This window comes from Collinsella aerofaciens (assembly GCF_001405375.1).
In the GTDB taxonomy this organism is placed as follows: Bacteria; Actinomycetota; Coriobacteriia; order Coriobacteriales; family Coriobacteriaceae; genus Collinsella; species Collinsella aerofaciens_F.
The window spans coordinates 34565-57240 of record NZ_CYYP01000006.1 but is presented as its reverse complement, the minus strand read 5'-3'; the positions used below and the strand labels follow the sequence as shown (position 1 = coordinate 57240).

The following is a 22676-nucleotide window of genomic DNA, read 5'->3' as shown; positions in this document are numbered from 1 at the left end:
GGTGGACCCCTTTCGAACTACGGGGCCCCGATTGCTAGGACCTACAGAAGGGTGCGACAAGCACACAACGTTTAGGAACACTCGGGAGCCGACAGATACTAATGTGACGCTTATGCAATCACGTTCGTATAGGTTACGGGGAAATGAGTTCGATTTCAAGCGTGAACTGCGATTTTTTACTCGTGTGGAGACTTTTTCGTAATCTTATGAACACACGTCTCCGCAACTTGACGATAACCAGCTAGGCATTCGGCTTTGGGGTAAAGTATCCGGAGCCAACGATTCTAGATCGATTTTTCGAGAAAGGTGCCCGCGTGCTCAAAGCAGTCGTTTTCGATATGGACGAGACGCTTCTCAGCATCAACCTCAACGCGTTCATCCTTCGCTATTTTAAGGATGTCTCTTCGATGCTCGCGGATATCGGGCGCCGCAGCCGCGGTGGCACGATGGCACGCCTCGGCACCATCCTAGTCGACCTCAACGCCAATCGCCGCAGCGGCACGGACAACCGCACCAATCTTGAGTTTTACCAAGAAGAGGTCGAGCGCCGATGCGGGATCCGCCTCTCCGATCCCCTCATCTACGAGGCGTTTACCTACTATGACCGCGAAGTTCTTCCGTACAAGAACGACGATGTCATCAACGCCCACGCCATGCCGGGCGCACACGCCGCGCTCCAGGCCGTACAGGACGCAGGGCTGCGTTGCGCGCTCTTTACCAACCCCAGCTTTCCCCAAGGGGCCATCGAGTGCCGCATGGGCTGGGGCGACCTGGCCGACGCCCCCTTTGAGCTCGTCACGCACATGGGAAACACCACCCGCTGCAAGCCCGATGCCACCTACTATCTAGAGCAGCTTCAGGTGATGGGACTCGAGCCACACGAGGTCCTTATGGTGGGCAACGATCCCAAACGCGACTTCCCGTCCCCCGATTGCGGCATCCAAACCGCCTTTGTGGGCCAAGGCAAGCCCAGCCGAGCCACCTGGCGCGGAACCATGGAAGACTTCGCCCGCGACTTTAACGCCGTAATCGAGGCCTTCTACGAGCACCAAATAGCCGACGAACTATCGTAGGCGCCAGAACATCTAGCGCAGTTGCGGTGAGATAGTTCCTGTTTGCCCCTCACCCGGGTAATTTTAGGAACTATCTCACCGCAACTTAATATCTAGCAGACCTGGGTTTTGCCGATCATGATGTTGAGGATCTCGACGTCGGTATCTTTCATGCCCACACGGCCCACGTAGCCCATGCTGGCGATTGTCTGCTCGACGGTATCCTGGATCAGGCCCTCGCCGGCACGGAAGCCACGGCCCTGCATGGCCATATCGTGGCCCAAAATCGCCGCATCGACGGCAGCGGAAATCTTGGCGGCACAGCTTGCCTTGGCGCCATCGCACACGATGCCGCCAACGTTGCCGAGCGTGTTCGAGACCGTCGCGCCAATCTGCTCGCGCGTACCACCGCACAGCCAGGTAATCGCAGCGCCGGCGCCGCACGCGGCACAAATAGCACCGCAAAACGCCGAGAGCGCACCAATATAGCTCTTGATATGCACAGCGATAAGATCGGACAGCATCACGGCGCGCACCAGGCGATCGTGGTCGCAGCGCAGATACTCGGCATACTCCATAACGGGCAGCGCGCAGGTAATGCCCTGATTGCCCGAGCCGCACACAATGGCGACCGGCAGCGCGCAGCCGTTCATGCGGGCGTCGGACCCGGCGGCTGCACGGGCGCGGGCACGGCAGGCGACGTCATCGGCACGTGCACCCAGCAGCGTACGGCCCACCTCGGCGCCCCAAGCGTGCGCAAGGCCCTCGGCACTGATTGCGCCATTCAGCTCAATCTGACGCTCAACGGCAGCACGGGCGTCCTCAATGTCACCGTCCTCGATAAAGTCGATGATGGTCTCGATCGACATGGGCGTGTCGGCGTTATCTGCCGCCCGCTCGGCCACGACGCGCTCGGCGCAGGCGGCACACTCCCCCGCCGACTTGCCGCACACCGGAATACCGTCGAGGGTATGGCACGTGACATTGGTGTGGTGGTCGGTAATCTCGACGACCGCGGTATGGCCCCCGGCCGTGGCAGTCACCTTGATGTAGAGGTTGGGCACACCCTCGACAAGCGATACATCGCAGTAGTCGGCGTCGGCGAGGAGCTCGGCCACGCGAGCACGGTCTTCATCGTTAACGCTCTCGAGCACCTCGAGCGCGCTTTTGGCGTCGCCGCCCACTGCACCCAGCACGGCCGCGGCTTCAATACCGTGCATACCGCCCGAGTTGGGCACGGTCACGCTCTTAACGTTCTTGATGATGTTGCCCGAGCAGGCAACATCCATATGATCGGGCTCGTAACCGAGCGTCTGGCTCGCCAGCGCTGCTGCATAGGCAACGGCAATGGGCTCGGTGCAGCCGAGTGCACAGACAAGCTCGCGGTTCAAAACATCGCAAAACGCGGCATCACGAAGGGAATCGGTAGGCATAGGTATCTCCTGCTTGCATAACGGGCTTGGCTCTCAAAAATAGTTAGCTCCTTTATTTGATAACAATGCATCAAAAACTGCAACCATGGTTCCGGCGGACGGCGCTCAAGCACAAACTGACAGCATTCATTCATGAGAAGCCGGTCTTGTTGCATGCTAAAGCGTTTGACCAAAAAACGCCCGAGCGTTTACGCAAAAGTCGCGCTATCATGCAGTCGAACGCGGTAAAACCTTTAGCATTTGCGCCGCACAGACCAGAGAGGAACCACTCATGAAGATTGGTATCGGCAACGACCACGCCGCCGTCGAGCTCAAGAACATCATCTCCGAGCACCTGAAGGAGCGCGGCTGCGAGGTCGTGAACTTTGGCACCGACACCTCCGAGAGCTTTGACTACCCCATCGCCGGCTACAAGGTGGGTAAGGCCGTTGCCAACGGCGACGTCGACCTGGGCATCCTCATCTGTGGCACCGGTGTCGGGATTAGCCTGGCTGCCAACAAGGTCGAGGGCGTACGCGCCGTCGTGTGCTCCGAGCCCTTCAGCGCCAAGCTCTCCCGCATGCACAACAACACCAACGTGCTCGCCTTTGGTGCCCGTGTCGTGGGCTCCGAGCTCGCTAAGATGATCGTCGACGAGTGGCTCGACGCCGAGTTTGAGGGCGGCCGTCACGAGCGTCGCGTTAACCTCCTCAACGAGATCGATCACACGCGCGGCCTCAAGGTCGTCGACGAGGCCTAAACCACTCAGTGCCACAAGCTAACAGCAGGGGCCCGCTCGGAACTCATGACCGAGCGGGCCCCTTCATAGATTTTGGAATAAAAGGGCGCCGCGGATGGAGTTCCGCGGCGCCCAAGCCACACGCTAACAGCTTTAAGGAGTCAAAGCTGGTTTAGCCAAAGAAGCGCTTGATCTCAATCTCGGCGTTCTCCAGGCAGTCGGAGCCGTGGATCACGTTGGCGTTGACATCGACGGCAAAGTCGCCGCGGATGGTACCAGGAGCAGCGTCAAGCGGATTAGTAGCGCCCATGAGGGTGCGCATCTTAGCAACAGCGGAGAGACCGGAAACGACCATCTTGACGACCGGACCGCTCGTCATAAAGTCGCAGAGACCGCCAAAGAAGGGCTTGTCGGCCAGATGGGCGTAGTGCTCCTCGACGGTAGCGCGCTCGAGCGTGGTCATCTCCATGCGCTCGATGACAAGGCCGCTGCGCTCAATGCGAGCAACGATCTCGCCGATCTTGCGGTCGCGCACGGCGTCGGGCTTAATCATGATGAAGGTCTTCTCGATAGCCATAAAAGTAGCCTTTCAAGTAGGTTCGCGCGTGCCCAAGTCCCATTCCGGCACCCGCCTGGACTGCATCGTAACAGAGTTTTAGCTGCAGTTAAACAAAAAGCTGTTTATTGAAACGTTGCAATTTATTAAAGCGCTCCATATGTGTCACTTCTGTTTCGAAGCCCGATTAGAGTACCATCCGACCGCCCATCAACCGCGCCGAACAGAGCAGGCGGTCGGTTGCCGCCCGCGAACGTATCCCCTTCACAACCTGCCCAAAGGTCCTACAGAAGTTCTCGACAAGCCCCTCCCCCATAGCAACAAAATACGGGCTCCCACATCAGCAGGCGCCCGTAAAGCGAAAACGATTTATCAATAAATGGACAATACGTCTTCAGCCAAACCTCTACTTTGCCCCGTGACCCATCTCGACGACCTTGGTTAGCGATCCAAACACACCTTCGTCGACCACGAGTTGCGCCTCGGCACGCTGCAGCTGCACGGCAACGGCGGCAGGGGCGGTGCCGCCCTCGGTCGTGCGCGCGGCGACAATCGACGGGATGTCGAGCGCCTCGGTAATGTCGTGCTCAAAGAGCGGGCTTGCCTCCTGGAACACCTCAAACGGCAGGTCCTCAAGATTGCAGCCGCGCTTCTCACACATCAGAACCAGATGCCCCACCACGGCATGTGCCTCGCGGAACGGCAGGCCACGCTTGGCCAGGTAATCGGCAACATCGGTAGCGGCAAGGTGCCCCACGCCGCACTCGCGCGCCATGGCATCCTCGTTGACGGTCCAAGTCGAAATCATTCCGGCCATAACCGACAGGCACTGCATGAGCGTATGCGCGGTATCGAGCGCGCCCTCCTTGTCCTCCTGCAAGTCCTTGTTATAAGCAAGCGGCAGGCCCTTCATGGTCACGAGCAGCTGCACCAGGTTGCCATAGACACGGCCGCTCTTGCCGCGAATAAGCTCGGCAAAGTCGGGATTCTTCTTCTGCGGCATGATGGACGAGCCGGTGGAGTAGGAGTCTGAAAGCGTGATAAAGCCAAATTCGGAGCTCGACCACAGCACGATCTCCTCGGAAAGACGCGACAGGTGCATGGCCATGACGGAGCCAGCGTAATGCAGATCGAGCAGGAAATCACGGTCGGAAACAGCATCGAGTGAGTTAGGAATCACGCCCGCAAAGCCAAGTTCGGCAGCCGTCATCTGGCGATCGAGCGGATAGCTCGTACCGGCAAGCGCGGCAGCACCCAGCGGGCAGTTGTCGGCGGCATCAAAGGCGGCCTTCAAGCGTGTAAAGTCGCGCGCGAACATCCAGGAATACGCCAGCAGATGATGCGACAGCAGCACGGGCTGAGCATGCTGCATATGCGTGTAACCCGGCAGAATCACCTTGTCGTACTTCTTAGCCGCATCCACCAGCACATGGCGCAGCTCAAGATTGGCCTCCATGAGCTCCTTGGCCAGCGCCTTGACGCCCAGGCGCGTGTCGGTCGCCACCTGGTCGTTGCGCGAACGTCCGGTATGCAAGCGCTTACCGGCCTCGCCGATGCGACGCGTCAGCTCGCTCTCGATGGACATATGAATGTCTTCGTCGTTGATGTCGAAGGTGAAGTTGCCGGCATCGATATCCTGTTCGATTCCGGTCAGGCCCTCGGCAATCGCCTGCTCGTCCTCGGCACTGATGATGCCCTGGGCCGCCAGCATTTTGGCATGCGCCTTAGAGCCTGCGATATCCTGCTTATAGAGATGTTTGTCGGCCGGCAGCGACGCGCCAAACTCCTGCGTGACCTCGGCCACGCCTGCCTCAAAACGACCGCCCCAAAGAGCCATGGGATCGTCCCCTTTCATCAAATACCAAACGAAGCGCCCAAAGCAATGTGCCCTGTCGCTAAAGCGATTTACCAACCGCTAGTTTTACACATTCCCCACCGTGTGCGGTGCCATGTAGCTAATTTGCAAAGAAGTGACGCGCCATGCACTTGGCGCCCAACGTCTCCCTCCGGATGTTGCCCTGCGAACCATCGATCCAGGCTTTCAGGCTCATAGGGACATCCTCGACCTTTGCAGCATCGAACTCGGGCGCGAGGGCAAGTAAAGCATGCGCGATAGCATTGAACATAATGGATACTCCTCATATATATAGGCGCAGAGCCGCCAAATTGATAGAAGGAGCCCCGCCGGACAACCCCGGCGGGGCTCGGACTCAGCCGCAGACGCGGCATCATATATGCGGGCGGAACGTAGGGGCCACCGATGTTAAGAAGTGTCAGCAAGCATAACGAAAGGTAGGGACCCCGTGCGCCCGTTATGTATCACGCGGATGGGCCGCGCGGATACCAAGGGAAGGAGGCGCTAGGCCTGGGCGGCAGCAGAGCTGGGGCCCTGGACCTTTGCCCACGTCTTGAGCGACAGCGTATCGATCTCGATAAAGCCGGCGCTGGCCTTCTCGTCAAACGTGGTGTCGCGGTCGTAGGTAGCCAGACCGTAGTCGTAGAGGCTGAAGGGGCTCTTGCGGCCGACGACATGGCAGTTGCCCTTAAAGAACTTCAGACGAACAGTGCCGGTCACGAACTTCTGGGTATCGGCCATAAAGGCATCGAGCGCGTTTTTGAGCGGGCTGTACCACTGGCCGTTGTACACGGCGGTGGCCCAATCCTGCTCGAGCTTAATCTTGGTCTTGAGCAGGTCGCCCTCGACGCAAATGTCCTCGAGTGCCTTGTGGGCGGTGATGAGCGTCAGGGCTCCGGGAACCTCATAGCACTCGCGGCTCTTGAGGCCCACCAGACGGTCCTCAACCAGGTCGAGACGGCCAAAGCCGTTGTCGCCCGAAATCTTGTTGAGGGCGATGACGATCTCGGAGAGTTTCATCTTCTTGCCGTCGACGGCGACGGGCTTGCCGGCCTCAAACTCAATCTCGATATACGTCGGGGTATCGGGCGTGTCCTCGGGATTCTTGGTCATAATCCAGGCGTCGTCGAGTGGCTCATTCCAGGGATCCTCCAGGTGGCCGCACTCAATGGCACGACCCCACAGGTTGTCGTCGATGGAATAGGGGTTGTCGTTGGCACCCTCGGGAACCGGCACGTTGTGGGCGTGAGCATAGGCGACCTCATCGGGACGGCACTTCAGATCCCACTCGCGAACCGGGGCGATAACCTTAAGCTCGGGGTCGAGGGCCTTGACGGCAGCCTCAAAACGAACCTGGTCGTTACCCTTGCCGGTGCAGCCGTGGGCGACGTAGGTCGCGCCAAACTCGTGAGCGACCTCGACGAGCTTCTTGGCGAGCAGCGGGCGAGACAGGGCGGAGAGCAGCGGGTACTTGTTCTCGTACATGGAGTTTGCGGCGATGGCCTTAGTCAGGAACTCATCGGAGAACTCGTCGCGCAGGTCGAGCACCTGGCAATCGAGAACGCCCAGGTCGAGCGCCTTCTGCTTCTTGGCATCCAGGCCGGTCTCCTCCTGGCCCACGTTGCCGCAGACGCAAACGACATCGAGATTCTTCTCGTCCTGGAGCCACTTGACACATACGGATGTATCAAGACCACCGGAATATGCGAGAACGACTTTTTCCTTGCTCATGGCTGTTTCCTTTCGCCCTTGGTAGCTAATTAGAACATCGGTCAGTTGCAAGTCACTTTGAGGTCAAAAACCGTGCAATATCAGGTTAAATAGCAAAAATCAGCACATACATGCCCTAGAAACATGCAGCAATGTCGTGCTAAAACCCAACGACCTCAAAATGACTCTGTTGAGGCAATTCGCCCCATGCGGACAGAGACGATTGTTATCGTCGTCGGGAAATTGCGCGCTGGCGTCGGATGGCATTGTCTGCAGTGGTGATGATCTTTACGAACTGCATCTGCCTCTCCTTTCACCTATCGCCGGGCGCAATTCAAATATCGTAAACGGTACCTTTTACTCGGTAAGCGGTTGTTTTTCCGTCTCCGTTTTCGATGGTCGCTATATTACGCTAAAGTGCCCGCAGCACAAGCGACAAATTCAAATTTCTGAAAAGTTTTTTCATTACTTTGTGAAGCGTGGTGCAAATACGCACCATTCCTGCGAAAATACGCTCGACTACTAGTTGATGATTATAACGTCTGAAACAATCTCGAAACGAAAGGCGCATTTTTATGCAAACTTACGAATCGGACGCCAACATCGGCAACATTAAGATTCTCGCCGTCGATATGGACAAGACGCTGCTGACCGACGAGCGTGTGCTGCCCCAGGGTCTTGATGAGCGCCTGGACAAGCTCGCCGACGCCGGCATCGTATTCTGCCCCGCCAGCGGACGTCCCGCCCCCAAGCTCGAGGAGATGTTCGAGGGCATCAAAAACCGCCTTGCTTTTTGTCCCGACAACGGAGCGTGCGTGATCTATCGCGGCAGCTATATCTATAAGAGCAATATTGACGTGGAGCTGTATCAGCAGGTCTTGAGCCGTGCCTCGGAGGATCCTCGCGCTGTCCCCGTCCTGTGCTGCTTCGACGAGTTCTACGTGCTTGCCCGCGACCATCAATACCACGACGAGATCAGCGTCTACTACAACACAATCAACTACGTCGACAGCTTTGAGGGCATTGATTTCGAGTCCAACAAGATTTCGGTCTTCTTCCCCGGCTACGACGCCGAGCCCGCTTTCCGCGAGACCTATAGCCCCGAGTTCTCGGACAAGCTCTACGTCACCAACGCCGGGCGCGAGTGGATCGACTTTATGAACCTGGGCGTCGACAAGGGCGCCGGCGTCGCGCACCTGTGCGAACACCTGGGCATCGATATCGCCGACGCCGCCGCCGTGGGCGATACGTACAACGACATCCCCATGCTGGAGCGCGTCGGTCACAGCTTTATCGTGGACAATGCCGAGGAGCACATGAACGCGCACGCCAAGTGGCGCATTCCGAGCAACAACGACGGGGGCGTACTGACGCTCATCGACGCCATCTTGGCGGCTCGTTAACGTAGCTCATCGGACCTGGCCGGGCGAGGCGGGTAAGTTTTTCGCTCGGTCAGGTCCTGGGCTCGCTCGGAAAGCACATTAAGTGCTTTCCGGCTCGTGCGGAATCTACGAAAAACTTACCCGCCTCGCCCGGCCAGGTCCTGCGGTGACTTGCTTGCCGCCTGGATGGCGTCTTGGCGTCTAGATACTTGGCTGATTTTTTTGGAATGAAGGGGGCTCCTTGTTGGCAAGGAGCCCCCTTCTGGTTTTGGTTACTTTGGAATTGTGGATGCTTCCCTATTTAGCGTCGGCCCAGGTTATGCCGGTGCTGGCTTCGGCGATTAGGGGGACGCGGAGGTCTACTACGTGTTCCATGACGTCGCGGACCATGGTGGTTAGGCGCTCGACTTCGTCGACGGGGCACTCAAAGTCCAGTTCGTCGTGTACCTGCAAGATCATGTGGGCGGCAAAGCCTTCTTCTTCCAGGCGACGACTTACGCGGACCATGGCGATCTTGATGATGTCTGCTGCGGTGCCCTGCATGGGATGGTTCATGGCCGTGCGCTCGCCAAAGCCGCGGAGTTGCGGGTTTTTGGCCTTGAGCTCCGGAATATGACGACGGCGGCCGTACATGGTCTCGGCGTAGCCCGTCTGCTTGGCGCGTGCCACCACGTTGTCGAGGAACGTACGCACGCCCGGGTAGGCCTCGTAGTAGCGGTCGATCATGTCGCGCGCCTCGGCCATCGAGATATGCAGCGACTGCGACAGGCCGTAGGCCTGCTGGCCATACACGATGCCAAAGTTCACGGCCTTGGCGCGACTGCGCAGGTCGGGCGTTACCTCGGACACCGGCACACCAAACACGCGCGCCGCCGTCTCGGCATGGAAGTCCTCGCCCTCGTTAAAGGCGCGCACCAAGTGCTCGTCACCCGAGAGATGTGCCAGCAGACGCAGCTCGATCTGCGAGTAGTCCACCGCCAAAAAGACGCTTCCCTCGCCTGCCGAAAACGCCGTCTTGACGGTACGCCCCAGCTCCGAGCGCGTCGGAATGTTTTGCAGATTAGGGTCGCTCGAAGACAGACGCCCCGTCGCGGTGATGGTCTGGTTGTACGTGGTGTGCACACGACCGTCACCGCGGCGCAGCGGGCCCAACGTGTCCAGATAGGTTGACTTGATCTTGGACTTCTCGCGCCAGTCTAAGATCAAACGAACAATCTCGTGGTCACGGGCAAGATCACTCAGTACCTTGGCATTGGTCGAATAGTAACCGCGCTTGGTCTTTTTGAGACCCTTGGTCGGAAGGCCCATCACATCAAAGAGCACATGCGAAAGTTGCATGGGGCTGCCGATGTTAAAGGTCTCGTCACCGGCAAGGTCGCGAATGCTTCGTTCGGCCTCGGTGATCTGGGTCGCCAGACCCTCGGACAGACTGTGCAGGCGGTCGGGGTCCACGAGCATGCCCGCGCGCTCCATCTTGGCAAGTACCGGAACGAGCGGCATCTCGATGCCATCGAACACGTTGGCGGCGTTCTCACGGGCCATACACTCGCGCAACGGCGCCACGAGCGCCAGCGTCAGAGCCGCAGTACGGGCGGCAGGCGCCGGAGCGTCCTCACCAGCACCCTCTGCACCGCGCGCCGCAGGCAACGCCATCTGCAGATAGGTATCGGCCAGATATGCCTCATCGAACTCGGAGCGATCGGAATCCAGCAGATAGGCAGCGACCACGGTATCGAAGATACGCGTGGAATCGGCAGCGAGCGGATCCATGAGCTCGGGCTCAGAAGAATCGATGGGCGAAAGCTCGTGCAGCAGCGCTTTCGTATCCGGGCTCGCCACGCGGCCCTCCATAAACAGGCTCGCAAGCACGCCGGCGATCACACCGTGAGCGAAGTTGAAGCCCTCAACCTCAGCCGCCGCACAGCTGTCGCCCTCCTCGAGCGCGAACAGGCCCTTGGACGTCGCCAACCACAGCGTGCGCGTCAGCCCAAAGAGCGCGCCCTCTTCCTTGTCGTCGTCCACCACGGCGGCGACCCACTCGCCGGCATCAATCGCGCGGGAGACCTCAGCCGCAACGGCACCAAGCGCGTCGGCATCGCCGGCGGCTGCGCGAACCATAGCAGGTATCTCAAACACACTGGAGGCAGCAGCCCCGCCCTCGCCGCCGATCAGCGCCAAGAAACGGTTCTGCATGGCGGTGATACCAAGCGTACCCAGCGCCGCGGAAACCTCATCGGCAGAAAACGCCGGGAAGGACGTCGCCTCAAAGTCGAGCTCGACGGGCGCATCGGTGCGAATTGTCGCAACCTTGCGGCTCAGTAGTGCGTCATCGATGTGTGCACGCAGGTTCTCGCCCATCTTGCCCTTGACCTCATCGGCATGCGCGATGACTTCGTCCAGGCTACCGTACTTCGCAATGAGCGCACTCGCCTTTTTGGGACCGATGCCCGGTACACCGGGGATGTTGTCGGACGTATCGCCCTTTAGACCGTAAAAATCGGGCACGAGCGCCGGCGTAATGCCGTGATACAGGTCGTCCACGCTCTCGGGCGTCATAATCGCCACGTCGGACAGGCCCTTGCGGGTCGAGACCACGTTGACGTGCTCGGTCACGAGTTGATACATGTCGCGGTCGCCGGTCACCAGTAGCATGTCGCAGCCGGCCTCTTCACCCAGGCGCGCCATGGTTCCCAGGATGTCATCGCCTTCCCAGCCCTCGGACTGCAGAATCGGCACGTTGAGCGCGGCGAGCAGCTCCTTAATCATAGGGAACTGCGCATGCAGATCGGGGTCCATGGGCGGGCGTTGCGCCTTATACTGCGGCAGCATCTCCATGCGCACGCGCGGTTTACCCTTGTCAAACGCCACGACGACGCCGTCGGGGTTAAAGGCATCGATCATCTTGAGAAACATGTTCAGAAAGCCAAAGATCGCGTTGGTGGGGCGACCGTCCGGCGCGTTCATGGTCGGCGGCACGGCGTGGAAGGCGCGATGCATGAGCGAGTTGCCGTCGATAACGGCAAAGGTGCGGCGCTTGTCAGACATATTGAATACCTCGCTTTGGGCTGGGCACGGTTTGCTCACTCCAGTTTACACGCTCCCCGCCCCGCGGCCACCTCACATCAAGCTCCCCCGCCACCGTGAGCCCGCGCGTGATACGATGGCTCACGGTACATCAACCAGCACGATCGATCCGAAAGGAGCCTGCGTCATGGAGCGTCCCTGCGCATGGAAAAAGTACACGCCACAGCAAATCGAGGAGCTCGAGGAGCTTTGCCGCGGCTATAAGCAGTTTTTGAGTGAGAACAAGACCGAGCGCCTGTGCGTCAAGGCCGGCATCAAGATGGCCGAGGAGGCGGGATACGTCGACCTGGAGACCGTAATCGCCGCAGGCCGCGAGCTTAAGGCAGGCGACAAGGTGTATGCCGCTAACCACGGCAAGGACCTTATGCTCGTCAATCTGGGCACCGCCCCGCTCGAGCAGGGCTTTAACATCCTGGGCGCGCACGTGGACTCGCCGCGCCTGGACCTTAAGCAGAACCCCGCCTTCGAGGCCGGCGACATGGCTTATCTCGACACGCACTACTACGGCGGCGTCAAGAGCTACCACTGGGTAGCCTCCCCGCTCGCACTCGTGGGCGTCATCTGCAAAAAGGACGGTACCACCGTCGACATCAATATCGGCGACAAGGCGGACGATCCGGTCTTTACCATCTCCGACCTGCTGATCCATCTCTCGAGCGAGCAGATGTCTAAGCCTGCCAAAGACGCCGTCGACGCCGAGATCCTCGACGTGATCGTGGGCGGCCGTCCCGTCAAGTTCGATGAGGACGACAAGGACGCCCCCAAGGAGCCCGTCAAGCAGATGTTCCTGGATATCCTCAAGGAGCAGTACGACGTCGAGGAGGAGGACTTCCTCTCCGCCGAGATCGAGGTCGTGCCCGCCGGCCCCGCCCGCGACATGGGCCTCGACCGCTCCATGATTCTGGGCTATGGCCATGACGACCGCGTCTGTGCCTACCCCTCCATGCTCGCCCAGATCAACGTCACCAACGTGGAGCGCACGAGCATCACGCTCATCGTCGACAAGGAGGAGATCGGTTCCGTGGGTGCCACCGGCATGACGAGTCGCTTCTTCGAGAACACCGTCGCCGAGATCATGATGCTCGCCGGCGAGGACAGCCCGCTGGCTCTGCGCCGCGCGCTCGCCCGCAGCCGTATGCTCTCCTCCGACGTGTCCGCCGGCTTCGACCCGGGCTATGCCGGCAAGTTCGAGACCAAGAACGCCGCCTTCATGGGTCGCGGCCTGTGCTTTAACAAGTACACGGGCAGCCGCGGCAAGGGCGGCTCTAACGACGCCGACGCCGAGTATGTGGCCCTCGTCCGCGACATCATGGACGAGGCCGGCGTGGACTTCCAGACCTGCGAGCTCGGCCGCGTCAACGCTGGTGGCGGCGGCACCATCGCCTACATCATGGCCAAGTACGGCATGAACGTCATCGACTCCGGCGTTGCCGTCCTGTCCATGCACGCCCTGTGGGAGGTCGCCAACAAGGCCGACATCTACGAGGCATATCGCGGTTACAAGGCCTTCATCGAGCGAGCCTAACCAACCCTTCATCAGTTGCGGTGAAATACGGACTAAACTGGCCCATAAACAGCCAAAACAGACCGTATTCCACCGCAACTTTTTTGGCAGAGGAGAGCCCATGCTGCAGGTCATCATTTCGCCCGCCAAGCAGATGCGCGCGGCCCAAGATGCTTTTGAAGTCCTGGGCATCCCACCCTTTGTGCGCGAGACGGCTCGCCTCCACCGCGCACTGCTAGATATCGAGCGGAATGAAGGCAGCGGCGGCCTGCAGGCGCTGTGGAACGTGAGTGACAAACTGCTGGGACCTTGCCTCAACACCCTGCATGAGTTCGGGCCCATCCTGAAAAGCGGCGATCTCGACAATCCCGCACTCGCCCGTCACCTCTCCCCTGCCGCCATGTCCTATCACGGCATTCAATACCAGAGCATGGCACCCGAGGTGATGGATTCCGCGCAGCTCGCATGGCTGCAAGACCATCTGTGGATCCTCTCCGGCCTCTACGGGTGCGTTCGTCCCTTTCATGCCGTCGAACCGTATCGGCTGGAGATGGGCGCGAAGCTTGTCGTCGACGGTGCCCGAGACCTCTACGCATTTTGGAGCGATAAGCTCGCGCGGGCTATCGCCCCGGCAGGTTCAAACACCACGATCGTCAACCTCGCCAGCGTAGAGTATGCCAAAGCCGTTCTGCCCCACCTCGCGGGCGACGCCACAGCCGTCACGTGCCTCTTTGGCGAGGGTATCCGCAACGGGAAGCCCATCCAACGGTCGACCGCCAGCAAAAAGGCGCGCGGCTCCATGGTGCGGTGGATGGCAGAAAACAAGCTCGAGGATGCAAGCGAACTTACCGCATTCAACATCGGCTATCGCCACGTCCCCGAGCTCTCATACCTAGGCACCCTCATGTTCATCAACGAACAGATGCTCTAGAGCCGGCACCCAACACTGACCCGCTCAGCCTTCTCTATATAACTTGCGGTGGAATAATTCCTATTTGAGCCTTTTTCGCACAATCAGGAACTATTCCACCGCAACTTTTATGAATTGGCTGCTAGGCTCGACACCTATTCTGCTAGACCGTCGGCCTTTGCAATCCCGTTTGTCGAACCGTCCTGATAGACAATCTTGACGTGCTCGACCTCGGACACCGCAACACCCGACGGGGGCTCCAGGCGCCATTCCGTCAGCGCGATATCCATCGTCGTGGGCACATCCCCTTGATCTTTGAGCTTCACCGTCAACGTTTTGAACGTCGCATCATACGTCACGCGTTCGATTTCCTCACCAGGAATAGACCCACCACTCAGCTGCAACTGCACAAACTCATCGCACGGGTACCAATAATCGCCCGGAACGGCGAGCGTATTGGCATTACCGCCAGTACTCCTCACCGTCATAATCGGTAGGCTATCATCAGCCTCGAACTCCCATGCAGCGCCGCCGCGACCACCAAACGTCCAGATACAAAAGGCAATCACCAGCACGGCAAGCACCGCAAAACCAATCGCGACAAGGCCATGGTGCGCACGGCTTTCCTCGGCCGATACATCCCATTGCGTCTCTCGATATAGATGCTTGTCTTCCATGTTCGCCTCCTCACAGGCACGCTCGTTAGGCCAATCGTACCCATTCGAGCTATACTTGAGCCCATTACATAAACGGGGGGCTTGCAGGACAAGACGGCAGGCTGAGATTGGGCGCGCCCGCCCTGACCCGCAAACCTGATATGGGTAATGCCAACGAAGGGAGCCGTGCCAATGAGCACACAGACCGAGCCCAAGCTCGTCACGCAAATCGACTTCGCCCGCGCCGGGCAGATCACACCGCAGATGAAGGAGGTCGCCGAGCGCGAGCATCGCGACCCCGAGTACATCCGCGAGCGCGTGGCCGACGGCCGCATCGCCATTCCTGCCAACATCGTGCACATCAAAAAAGGCATGCGCGCCTTTGGCGTCGGTGAGGGCCTGTCCACCAAGGTCAACGTGAACTTGGGCATCTCGGGCGACAAGGCCGATGCCGCCGAGGAATGGAAGAAGGTCAAGATCGCCGAGGACTTTGGCGCCGACGCCATCATGGACCTCTCCAACTCGGGCAAGACGCGCCAGTTCCGCCAGCAGCTCATCGACGAGACGCCGCTCATGGTAGGTACCGTCCCCATGTACGACGCCATCGGCTACATGGAAAAGCCGCTGGTCAAGCTTACCAAGGACGACCTGTTCGAGGTCGTGCGCGCGCACGCCGAGGACGGCGTGGACTTTATGACCATCCACTGCGGCATCAACAAGTCGGTCACAAAGACCTTTAAGGAGACCGGCCGCCTCATGAACATCGTGAGCCGCGGCGGCTCGCTGCTGTTTGGCTGGATGGAGGTCACCGGTAACGAGAACCCGTTCTATGAGTTCTACGACGAGCTGCTCGAAATCTGCCACGAGTACGACGTGACGATTTCGCTCGGCGACTCCTGTCGCCCGGGCTGCCTCTACGACTCCAACGACGCCACCGAGACCGCCGAGATGATCGAGCTGGGCAAGCTGTGCAAGCGCGCATGGGCCGCCGGCGTCCAGGTTATGGTCGAGGGTCCGGGCCACATGGCGCTCGACGAGATCGCCGCCAACATGAAACTGCAGAAGCGCCTGTGCCACAACGCCCCGTTCTATGTGCTCGGGCCGCTGGTGACCGATATCGGCGTGGGCTACGACCACATCACCGCTGCCATCGGCGGCGCTATCTCCGCCAGCTCCGGCGCCGACTTCCTGTGCTACGTGACGCCGGCCGAGCACTTGTGCCTGCCCAACGCCCAGGACGTGCTCGACGGCCTCATGGCCACCAAGATTGCCGCACACGCCGCCGACATCGCCAAAAAGGTGCCCCACGCCCGCGACATGGACGACAAGATGGGCCAGGCACGCCGCAAGCTCGACTGGGACGCCATGTGGAAGTGCGCGCTCGACCCGGTTACGGGCAAGAAGCGCTACGAGGAGTCCCCCGCCGCCACCGAGGGCACTTGCACCATGTGTGGCAAGATGTGCGCCGTCCGCACCGTCAACAAGATCTTCGAGGGCACCACGATCGACCTCGGCATGGAGGACTAACCCTGTCGCCGCGGCCGCTTCTGGCGGCGAGCTGGTGCCTGTCAATTGTTGACTTGTGAACATTTACTTACACTTGCGTAGAGATTGCATCGCCCGCCCGGGTTCGGCATAGAGTCGGCCCGGGCATCTTTATAATGCTGGCTTAAAGACCCATTTGATTCCGACCGAACAAGGGAGCGAACATGGATCGTAGTAAGGTACCTGCCGTCCTGTCCATCGCGGGATCCGATTCCAGCGGTGGCGCCGGCATTCAGGCCGACATCAAGACCATCACGGCGCACCGCCTGTATGCCGAGACGGCCATCACCGCCATCACAGCGCAAAACACCCTGGGCGTTACCGCCGTGCAGGATATCTCGCCAGATATCGTAGCCGCGCAAATTGACGCCGTTTTTGACGATATCCGCCCCAGCGCCGTCAAGATCGGCATGGTTTCTTCTGTCGAGATTATCGAAGTCATCGCCGACCGCTTGAGCGCCTGGAACGCAACGAACGTGGTCGTCGACCCCGTCATGGTCGCCACCTCGGGCGCGCGGCTGATTGCCGAAGATGCCGCCGAGGCGCTCACCCGCCGCCTGTTCCCGCTAGCGACGGTTATCACGCCCAATATTCCCGAGGCCATGGCACTGCTCGACTATGAGGTCGACTCCGAGCGCACGCAGCAAAATGCTGCCATGCTCCTCACCCGCCGCTTTGGTTGCGCATCCCTCGTTAAGGGTGGGCATCTTGTCAACGAGGCCAACGATGTACTGGCCGAACCCGCGCCACTCGATGACGAGGGCAACCATCTGGGAGATCCACTCACCACGTGGTTCCGCCACAAGCGCATCGAGACCGACAACACGCACGGCACCGGATGCACGCTCTCGTCCGCCATCGCCTGCGCGCTGGCTCAGGGCATGGATCTTGCCGACGCCGTCAACGCCGGCAAGGCCTACCTAACCGGCGCTCTGGCCGCCGGCTTTGACATGGGCAAAGGCTCCGGCCCCGTCAACCACATGTGGCAGTATTAAGATTCGCAGTCCAAAGCCACCGCAAAGGGGACAGGCACCTTTGCGGTGGTTCCCACAAACATCTCGATCTGTAACAGTTAGAGTCCATTTTTCGGCCCACCTGTTACAAATCGAGACATCCAAATTCCATTGAGAAGATAATCTCGATGTGTAACATTAACTCGGCAAAATCGACCCTAGATGTTACAGATCGAGACAAACGACCGATATCGACCTAAAATAATCTCAATCTGTAACATCTAGCCCGTTTTCGGCCTTACAACTGTTACAGATCAAGACAAATCAACGAAACAAGCCACCGCAAGGAGAACTATTGTGGTGGTTTGGGGCCGTGCTACTCACCGAGCATCTCTTGGAGCTTGGCTGCCACGGCGTGACCCAGGCTCTCATGGCTTTCGGGCATCATGTGCAGATAATCGATATCGCCCGGCTCGGCAAACTCCGCTGCATTCAAAAAGTCGCAGCCAAACTGCTCGGCTACGTGCGCATAGTATTCAGCAAAATGCTCCGAGGCCTCGACGGAACGCTCGTCAAAATCGGTCATATATACATCGGCGATTTGCGGCTTGATCTTGATAGGCGCCATCAGCAGAATACGCGGGCAGGGCGCGGCATTGGTCCAGGGAAATGCGCGCACCGCGCGAATCAGTGCCATGGTGCCACGGGCAATATCGGAGGCCGTCACACCAAAGACCGTCTTGCAATCGTTGGTTCCCAGCATAATAACGATCGCATCCAGCGGCTTATGGGCCTCGAGCAGCATCGGCAGTGCGCGGATGCCGTTAAGATTGGTGTTCAGATGGCACATGTCGTCGCGTACCGTCGTGCGGCCGTTGAGGCCTTCTTCAATTACATGCCAGCCCTCGCCTAAGTCACGTTGGGCCACGCCGCACCAGCGCACATCCTGCGCATAGCGCACCGCGGTGCCGTCGCGCATGCCCGCCGGATCGTAACCATAGGTGTTGCTGTCGCCAAAGCATAGAACGTTTTTCATCGTAAGCCCCTCGCTCAGTAAAAAACCGACGGAAGCAGCCTCTCCCGCCGGCTCGACCCATCTGTCAGCACGTGCCGATTACAGGTACTTGCGCCAGTCGTCCTCGTCCTCATCATCCTCGGTAGCAGCCTGGATCTGCTCGGCGGCGCGAGCTGCCGCAGCGCGAGCGGCAACCTGGGCATAGGACTCCTCGTTGCGCTCGGGGAAGTTTGCCAGCACGTGCTCGAACTTGGCAAAATCCTCATCCCAGCGCGTAGAAGGCACGGCAAAGAAGACTTGCTTGACCTTAAAGTCGCCCGACGCGAGCTCCTTGCGGAAGAGCTCGGCCACGGCCTCTGCGTCAAAGCCGTTGTTGTCGCAGCCCCAAGCGCCCAGCACGAGCTTCTCGCGACCCAGCTCGTCGCAGATGGCAAGCACAAAGCGAATGCGGTCGCGCAGGGCATCCAGCAGAGCATCGTCGCTCACGCGATACTCCTGGCGGGCGCGCTTAACGTTGGGCGCGGCGGCCACGATCACGTCGGCGTATGCATGCACGTGGTTGCGGTCGAAGCGCACCGCAGGCACCACCAGCGCACGGTTTCGGTAAAGCTCGCAGTTGATGTTGCGGCGACGGTTCTCGCCGTACCATTTGCGCTGCTTATCGAGAACGTTGTACAGATACGAATCGGCGCACAGCGTGGCCTCCTGGCCCAGATAACCCTGAATATAGCCACCGCCCGGATTGGTGAACGAGGCAAAGGCGAGCACGGCCATGTCGCAGAACTGCGCATAGCCACGACCGTTGTCCAAGATGGCCTGCGTGGTGGAGGCATCGAGCACGGTGACCTCGGGCAGAACCGGAGCAGGCTCCTCAGCAGGCGCGGACTCAGCTTCGGCGATTTCCTCGGCAGGCTCCTCGACGGGCTCGAGCGCTGCCTCGACCTCGGCAGCCTCCGCGCCCTCGACGTCCTCGGCAACCTGTTCTTCGGTGGCCACAGCACTCTGAACCTTGGCCTTCATCGCCGAGACAAAGCCGGCAGGCATACCGTCAAACTCGCGAACACCGGCAAGCGAACGCTCGATATCCTTGGCGCACGCTTCGGACACAGTTGCCACGTGACGCTCGGCGGCCTTGGCACGGGCCTCGCGCTTGGGATTGGGCTGACCCGCTCGGTTGGACCTGCGGTTACGGTTCCTGTTGTCGACGTCTGCCATAAGTGGTCACCTTTCTCGGTCTCTGCCGCTATCGGCTTTTCCCATCCATGATACCCCGCCGCGTACAAAAAAGACGGCCCCGAAGGACCGCCTTTCGCATCGATTTGCACGCACGGCAAGCACCGCCGCAATTCGCCACTAGTCGCGACGGCCGAGGATGTTCAAAATGCGCAAAAACACGTTGATAATATCCACGAACAGGTTAGAGGCCATAAGCACGGCATTGGGCAGTGTGGGCGGCACCGTCGTGGCAACATAGGTGTCATAGCCAATAAACCCGGCGAACACCACGATCACGATCAGGTCGGTGATGGTCTGCGAGACGCCCATGAACATCAGCACGATCTCAACCAGAATAGTTGCGAGCAGAATGCCAAAACCGATGCCATATACGCGCTGGAAAAACTTGGGGAACGTCACGCCCAAGGCGCCAAAGACAAAGGTGATGGCGGCCGTGGCGATAAAGGCAGTGTTGATGGTGGGCAGGTCGTAGTTGGCAAGGCCAAACGACGCGGTCAGGCCAAAGGTACTCGCAAAGATTACGTAGCCCACAAGGGACAGGCCCACGGACTGCTTGCTGGCGGCGGCCGACATCATGACCATGCCGACGATGGTCAAAATAAACGAGCCAAAGACCAGCGGCAAAGCGGCGCCGCTCATCATCATGCGCGCAAACGACATGGTGCTCGTAAAGTAGGCGCCGGCGCCCATGGCGCAAAAGCCCAAGAAGATCAGGGCAGACATGGCGAGATTGTACGCGCGCGGCGACATCTCCTTGGCGCGGCTTGCGCCGCTCTCGACGGGGCCGTTCTGATAGCCCTGGATATCGTTCATAGGTTCGTCCTTTCAAAAAGCGCACGACAGCGCCGTAGGTGACAAGATTCCTGCCATTGTACCCGAATGCCGCACGTCCTTACCTACGGCGCTCGCCCTCAAGCGTACGATCAAAGGCCCAGACCCACCAACGCATCACGTGTGCCTGCGAGCCGTCTGCCCGCTCGCGCGTCTGGTCCTCCAGATACAACTCGGTCGCGTGCCCGCCAAAACGCACCTTATATGTTGCCGTACGGATGCCGTAGACCATCAGGCCAAACCCGGTGGTCGAGATAATTTCGTCGATCGTAAAACAACGGCCGTCGACCCAGCAGACGGTGACCGGCACGACCTGTCCGCCCGCGAGGATGCGGGCCACGACGTCCACATACTGCTTGTGCACGCGCCGAGTTTTGCCGTCTGTCTGTCGATATTCCATGCCTCCTATTATCGAACGCATGTTTGTATGTTGTAAAGCGAACAGACTGTGGTTTTGGAGTGTCGTAGTAATCGCACGTGTCCGCATGGCGTGTTAGCAAAAAGAACACCCGCGGTCAACAGGGCTAATATTCAATTTTAGTGCCAAAAAGTCCACTTCTCCCATCAGAACTCGGTAAAGAGACCCGCAGGAGGTGATACGATTTATCATGTTTTTGTAACGTGTCTGCAAACTTCGAGAAAGCCCATATATGGACGTAACGTTCTCAACCTTCCTCGGCCAAATTGTGTCGAACCCAGTCCTTGCCGTCACCGTGATCCTCGCGTTGGGTGCCATCTTCGTCAATGGATGGACCGACGCGCCCAACGCCATCGCGACCTGCGTCACTACGCGTTGCATGCCCGCCCGCGCCGCCATTCTCATGAGCGCCGCATTCAACTTCCTCGGCGTGCTCATCATGACGCACTTTAACGCGAGCGTCGCCAACACCATCTCACATATCGTCGACTTTGGCGGAAACAGCACCATGGCGCTCGCCTGCCTCTGCGCGGCGCTGTTCTCCATCGTCGTCTACGGCGCCACAGCGTCGCGTTTTGGCATCCCCACCTCGCAAAGCCACAGCCTTATCGCCGGCCTGACCGGTGCCGCCATCGCCCTCGGCGGTGCGAGCAGCGTCAACGTCCACGAGTGGATGAAGGTCATCTACGGCCTGGCGCTCTCCATCGGCCTGGGCTTTGTCATGGGCTGGGTCCTGTGCAAGCTCGTCTCGATTCTTTTCGCCGCCGCCAACAGGCGACGTGCCAATGTCTTCTTTAAATACGCTCAGATCGCGAGCGCTGCGGCCATGAGCTTTATGCACGGCGCGCAGGATGGACAGAAGTTCATCGGCGTGCTCTTTTTAGGCGTGGCCTTTGCCAGCGGCCAGACGAGCGTCGGCGATGCAGGCATCCCCATCTGGATTATGCTGCTGTGCTCGGCCACTATGGGTATCGGCACCAGCGTGGGCGGCGAGCGCATCATCAAGTCCGTCGGCCAGAGCATGGTCAAGCTCGAAAAGTATCAGGGCTTCTCCGCCGACCTGGCGGGCGCCGCAAACCTGCTGCTTGCCACCCTTACCGGCATCCCCGTGTCCTCCACACACATCAAGACCTGCGCCATCATGGGCGTCGGTGCCGTCAAGCGCCTCTCAGCCATCAACTTCGGCGTCGTCAAAGACATGATGTTCACCTGGTTCTTCACCTTCCCCGCCTGCGGACTCATCAGCTTTGTCATGGCCAAGCTGTTCATGATGTTCCTCTAGTCAAACCGAACGTCCATCCGGACCGCATTACTTCGCCCACCCGTCTTCGCCTCGAAAGGACCCACCCATGGCAAAGAAACCCGATTCGTTCTACTTTGATAACTACGTTGCCTGCGCCGACCTCGCCGTTCAGGCAGCCGAGCTGCTCACCAAGATTTTTGAGAACTTTGACCCCGCGCAGATCCACGACATGCTCGATAAGATGCATGCGATTGAGCATGCGGCAGACAAGAAGCACCACGAGCTCGAAGACGCCTTGCTCACCGCCTTTATCACCCCGCTCGAGCGCGAGGATCTGGATCTGATGAGCTGCTCACTCGACACCGTGCTCGACCGCATCGAGGGCGTCGTGCAGCGCGTCTACTTCACCAACATCCAGAGCATCCATCCCGACGCCATCGTCATCGCTCACAAGGTGACTGACGCCTGCCGCGCCATGAAAGACCTGATGGTCGAGCTGCCCAACTACCGCAAGTCCAAGACCCTGCGCGAACTCGTCATCCAGATCAACACCATCGAGTCCGAAGCCGACGAGC

The 22676-nt window shown here is 59.5% G+C and carries 20 protein-coding genes; 9 read left to right on the top strand and 11 right to left on the bottom strand.

The genetic code is table 11. From position 1 onward, the window contains the following. Positions 1-314 precede the first annotated feature (314 nt). Entirely contained in the window at positions 315-1073 is a 759-nt protein-coding gene (locus tag ARB25_RS04425) for an HAD family hydrolase (RefSeq protein ID WP_055286118.1), read from the top strand. 92 nt (positions 1074-1165) lie between these two features. On the opposite strand, the gene ARB25_RS04420 is transcribed toward ARB25_RS04425, so the two are convergent. After that, the gene (locus ARB25_RS04420) at positions 1166-2485 is read right to left on the bottom strand and encodes an L-cysteine desulfidase family protein (protein ID WP_055286116.1); all 1320 of its coding nucleotides are present in this window, start codon (positions 2483-2485) and stop codon (positions 1166-1168) included. Between the two features lie 271 nt (positions 2486-2756). Between ARB25_RS04420 and rpiB the strand changes: the two genes are divergently transcribed. Next, the gene (rpiB, locus tag ARB25_RS04415; protein ID WP_006234151.1) at positions 2757-3224 is read left to right on the top strand and encodes a ribose 5-phosphate isomerase B; all 468 of its coding nucleotides are present in this window, start codon (positions 2757-2759) and stop codon (positions 3222-3224) included. A gap of 151 nt (positions 3225-3375) precedes the next feature. On the opposite strand, the gene ndk is transcribed toward rpiB, so the two are convergent. From ndk to ARB25_RS04400, 4 genes are all read right to left on the bottom strand, one after another. Then, entirely contained in the window at positions 3376-3780 is a 405-nt protein-coding gene (ndk, locus tag ARB25_RS04410; protein WP_006234152.1) for a nucleoside-diphosphate kinase, read from the bottom strand. A gap of 385 nt (positions 3781-4165) precedes the next feature. Continuing rightward, a complete protein-coding gene (gene argH / locus ARB25_RS04405) occupies positions 4166-5596 on the bottom strand; it encodes an argininosuccinate lyase (protein ID WP_055286114.1) in 1431 nt (476 codons plus the stop codon). A 118-nt stretch (positions 5597-5714) separates the two neighbouring features. Next, positions 5715-5885: a hypothetical protein gene (locus tag ARB25_RS09980; protein WP_156058436.1), complete on the bottom strand. Its 171-nt coding sequence runs from the start codon at positions 5883-5885 to the stop codon at positions 5715-5717. Between the two features lie 233 nt (positions 5886-6118). Then, positions 6119-7345 carry an argininosuccinate synthase gene (locus tag ARB25_RS04400; protein ID WP_055286113.1) on the bottom strand — a complete coding sequence of 409 codons (1227 nt, stop codon included), beginning with the start codon at positions 7343-7345 and terminating at the stop codon, positions 6119-6121. Between the two features lie 554 nt (positions 7346-7899). On the opposite strand from ARB25_RS04400, the gene ARB25_RS04395 reads away from it, so the two are divergent. Beyond that, positions 7900-8727, top strand: coding sequence for a Cof-type HAD-IIB family hydrolase (locus ARB25_RS04395; protein WP_055286110.1), 828 nt, complete (start codon positions 7900-7902; stop codon positions 8725-8727). 276 nt (positions 8728-9003) lie between these two features. On the opposite strand, the gene polA is transcribed toward ARB25_RS04395, so the two are convergent. Further along, a complete protein-coding gene (polA, locus tag ARB25_RS04390) occupies positions 9004-11751 on the bottom strand; it encodes a DNA polymerase I (RefSeq protein ID WP_055286108.1) in 2748 nt (915 codons plus the stop codon). Positions 11752-11917: 166 nt separating this feature from the next. On the opposite strand from polA, the gene ARB25_RS04385 reads away from it, so the two are divergent. After that, complete coding sequence (locus ARB25_RS04385; RefSeq protein WP_055286106.1) at positions 11918-13315, top strand: aminopeptidase; 1398 nt, start codon at positions 11918-11920, stop codon at positions 13313-13315. Positions 13316-13415: 100 nt separating this feature from the next. Next, positions 13416-14225, top strand: a complete 810-nt coding sequence (locus ARB25_RS04380; RefSeq protein ID WP_055286104.1) for a YaaA family protein — start codon at positions 13416-13418, stop codon at positions 14223-14225. A gap of 134 nt (positions 14226-14359) precedes the next feature. On the opposite strand, the gene ARB25_RS04375 is transcribed toward ARB25_RS04380, so the two are convergent. Beyond that, positions 14360-14881: a hypothetical protein gene (locus ARB25_RS04375; protein ID WP_006234163.1), complete on the bottom strand. Its 522-nt coding sequence runs from the start codon at positions 14879-14881 to the stop codon at positions 14360-14362. Positions 14882-15052: 171 nt separating this feature from the next. Here ARB25_RS04375 and thiC point away from each other — a divergent pair, with 171 nt between their 5' ends. Next, entirely contained in the window at positions 15053-16387 is a 1335-nt protein-coding gene (gene thiC / locus ARB25_RS04370; RefSeq protein ID WP_117820371.1) for a phosphomethylpyrimidine synthase ThiC, read from the top strand. Positions 16388-16569: 182 nt separating this feature from the next. After that, positions 16570-17400 (top strand): bifunctional hydroxymethylpyrimidine kinase/phosphomethylpyrimidine kinase, encoded by an 831-nt coding sequence (thiD, locus tag ARB25_RS04365; protein WP_055286100.1) that lies wholly within the window; start codon positions 16570-16572, stop codon positions 17398-17400. Positions 17401-17734: 334 nt separating this feature from the next. Here the strand turns inward: thiD and ARB25_RS04360 are convergent, their stop codons facing one another. The 4 genes from ARB25_RS04360 to ARB25_RS04345 form a co-directional block, all read right to left on the bottom strand. Beyond that, positions 17735-18394, bottom strand: a complete 660-nt coding sequence (locus ARB25_RS04360) for an SGNH/GDSL hydrolase family protein (RefSeq protein ID WP_055286098.1) — start codon at positions 18392-18394, stop codon at positions 17735-17737. 78 nt (positions 18395-18472) lie between these two features. After that, positions 18473-19588 carry a TIGR02452 family protein gene (locus ARB25_RS04355; RefSeq protein WP_055286096.1) on the bottom strand — a complete coding sequence of 372 codons (1116 nt, stop codon included), beginning with the start codon at positions 19586-19588 and terminating at the stop codon, positions 18473-18475. Positions 19589-19726: 138 nt separating this feature from the next. Beyond that, a complete protein-coding gene (locus ARB25_RS04350) occupies positions 19727-20422 on the bottom strand; it encodes a Bax inhibitor-1 family protein (protein ID WP_055286094.1) in 696 nt (231 codons plus the stop codon). A gap of 79 nt (positions 20423-20501) precedes the next feature. Next, positions 20502-20840, bottom strand: a complete 339-nt coding sequence (locus ARB25_RS04345) for a hypothetical protein (protein WP_156327678.1) — start codon at positions 20838-20840, stop codon at positions 20502-20504. 250 nt (positions 20841-21090) lie between these two features. Between ARB25_RS04345 and ARB25_RS04340 the strand changes: the two genes are divergently transcribed. Then, positions 21091-22140 carry an inorganic phosphate transporter gene (locus ARB25_RS04340; RefSeq protein WP_006234237.1) on the top strand — a complete coding sequence of 350 codons (1050 nt, stop codon included), beginning with the start codon at positions 21091-21093 and terminating at the stop codon, positions 22138-22140. Positions 22141-22207: 67 nt separating this feature from the next. Beyond that, positions 22208-22676, top strand: a 469-nt coding sequence (locus ARB25_RS04335; protein ID WP_055286091.1) for a DUF47 domain-containing protein, incomplete at its 3' end; no start/stop codon positions are given.

Bases quoted from the DNA above. Each gene is read 5' to 3' on its own strand.
- ARB25_RS04420 (WP_055286116.1), bottom strand. From the start codon at position 2,485: ATGCCTACCGATTCCCTTCGTGATGCCGCGTTTTGCGATGTTTTGAAC.
- rpiB (WP_006234151.1), top strand. From the start codon at position 2,757: ATGAAGATTGGTATCGGCAACGACCACGCCGCCGTCGAGCTCAAGAAC.
- ndk (WP_006234152.1), bottom strand. From the start codon at position 3,780: ATGGCTATCGAGAAGACCTTCATCATGATTAAGCCCGACGCCGTGCGC.
- argH (WP_055286114.1), bottom strand. From the start codon at position 5,596: ATGGCTCTTTGGGGCGGTCGTTTTGAGGCAGGCGTGGCCGAGGTCACG.
- ARB25_RS09980 (WP_156058436.1), bottom strand. From the start codon at position 5,885: ATGTTCAATGCTATCGCGCATGCTTTACTTGCCCTCGCGCCCGAGTTC.
- ARB25_RS04400 (WP_055286113.1), bottom strand. From the start codon at position 7,345: ATGAGCAAGGAAAAAGTCGTTCTCGCATATTCCGGTGGTCTTGATACA.
- ARB25_RS04395 (WP_055286110.1), top strand. From the start codon at position 7,900: ATGCAAACTTACGAATCGGACGCCAACATCGGCAACATTAAGATTCTC.
- polA (WP_055286108.1), bottom strand. From the start codon at position 11,751: ATGTCTGACAAGCGCCGCACCTTTGCCGTTATCGACGGCAACTCGCTC.
- ARB25_RS04385 (WP_055286106.1), top strand. From the start codon at position 11,918: ATGGAGCGTCCCTGCGCATGGAAAAAGTACACGCCACAGCAAATCGAG.
- ARB25_RS04380 (WP_055286104.1), top strand. From the start codon at position 13,416: ATGCTGCAGGTCATCATTTCGCCCGCCAAGCAGATGCGCGCGGCCCAA.
- ARB25_RS04375 (WP_006234163.1), bottom strand. From the start codon at position 14,881: ATGGAAGACAAGCATCTATATCGAGAGACGCAATGGGATGTATCGGCC.
- thiC (WP_117820371.1), top strand. From the start codon at position 15,053: ATGAGCACACAGACCGAGCCCAAGCTCGTCACGCAAATCGACTTCGCC.
- thiD (WP_055286100.1), top strand. From the start codon at position 16,570: ATGGATCGTAGTAAGGTACCTGCCGTCCTGTCCATCGCGGGATCCGAT.
- ARB25_RS04360 (WP_055286098.1), bottom strand. From the start codon at position 18,394: ATGAAAAACGTTCTATGCTTTGGCGACAGCAACACCTATGGTTACGAT.
- ARB25_RS04355 (WP_055286096.1), bottom strand. From the start codon at position 19,588: ATGGCAGACGTCGACAACAGGAACCGTAACCGCAGGTCCAACCGAGCG.
- ARB25_RS04350 (WP_055286094.1), bottom strand. From the start codon at position 20,422: ATGAACGATATCCAGGGCTATCAGAACGGCCCCGTCGAGAGCGGCGCA.
- ARB25_RS04345 (WP_156327678.1), bottom strand. From the start codon at position 20,840: ATGGAATATCGACAGACAGACGGCAAAACTCGGCGCGTGCACAAGCAG.
- ARB25_RS04340 (WP_006234237.1), top strand. From the start codon at position 21,091: ATGGACGTAACGTTCTCAACCTTCCTCGGCCAAATTGTGTCGAACCCA.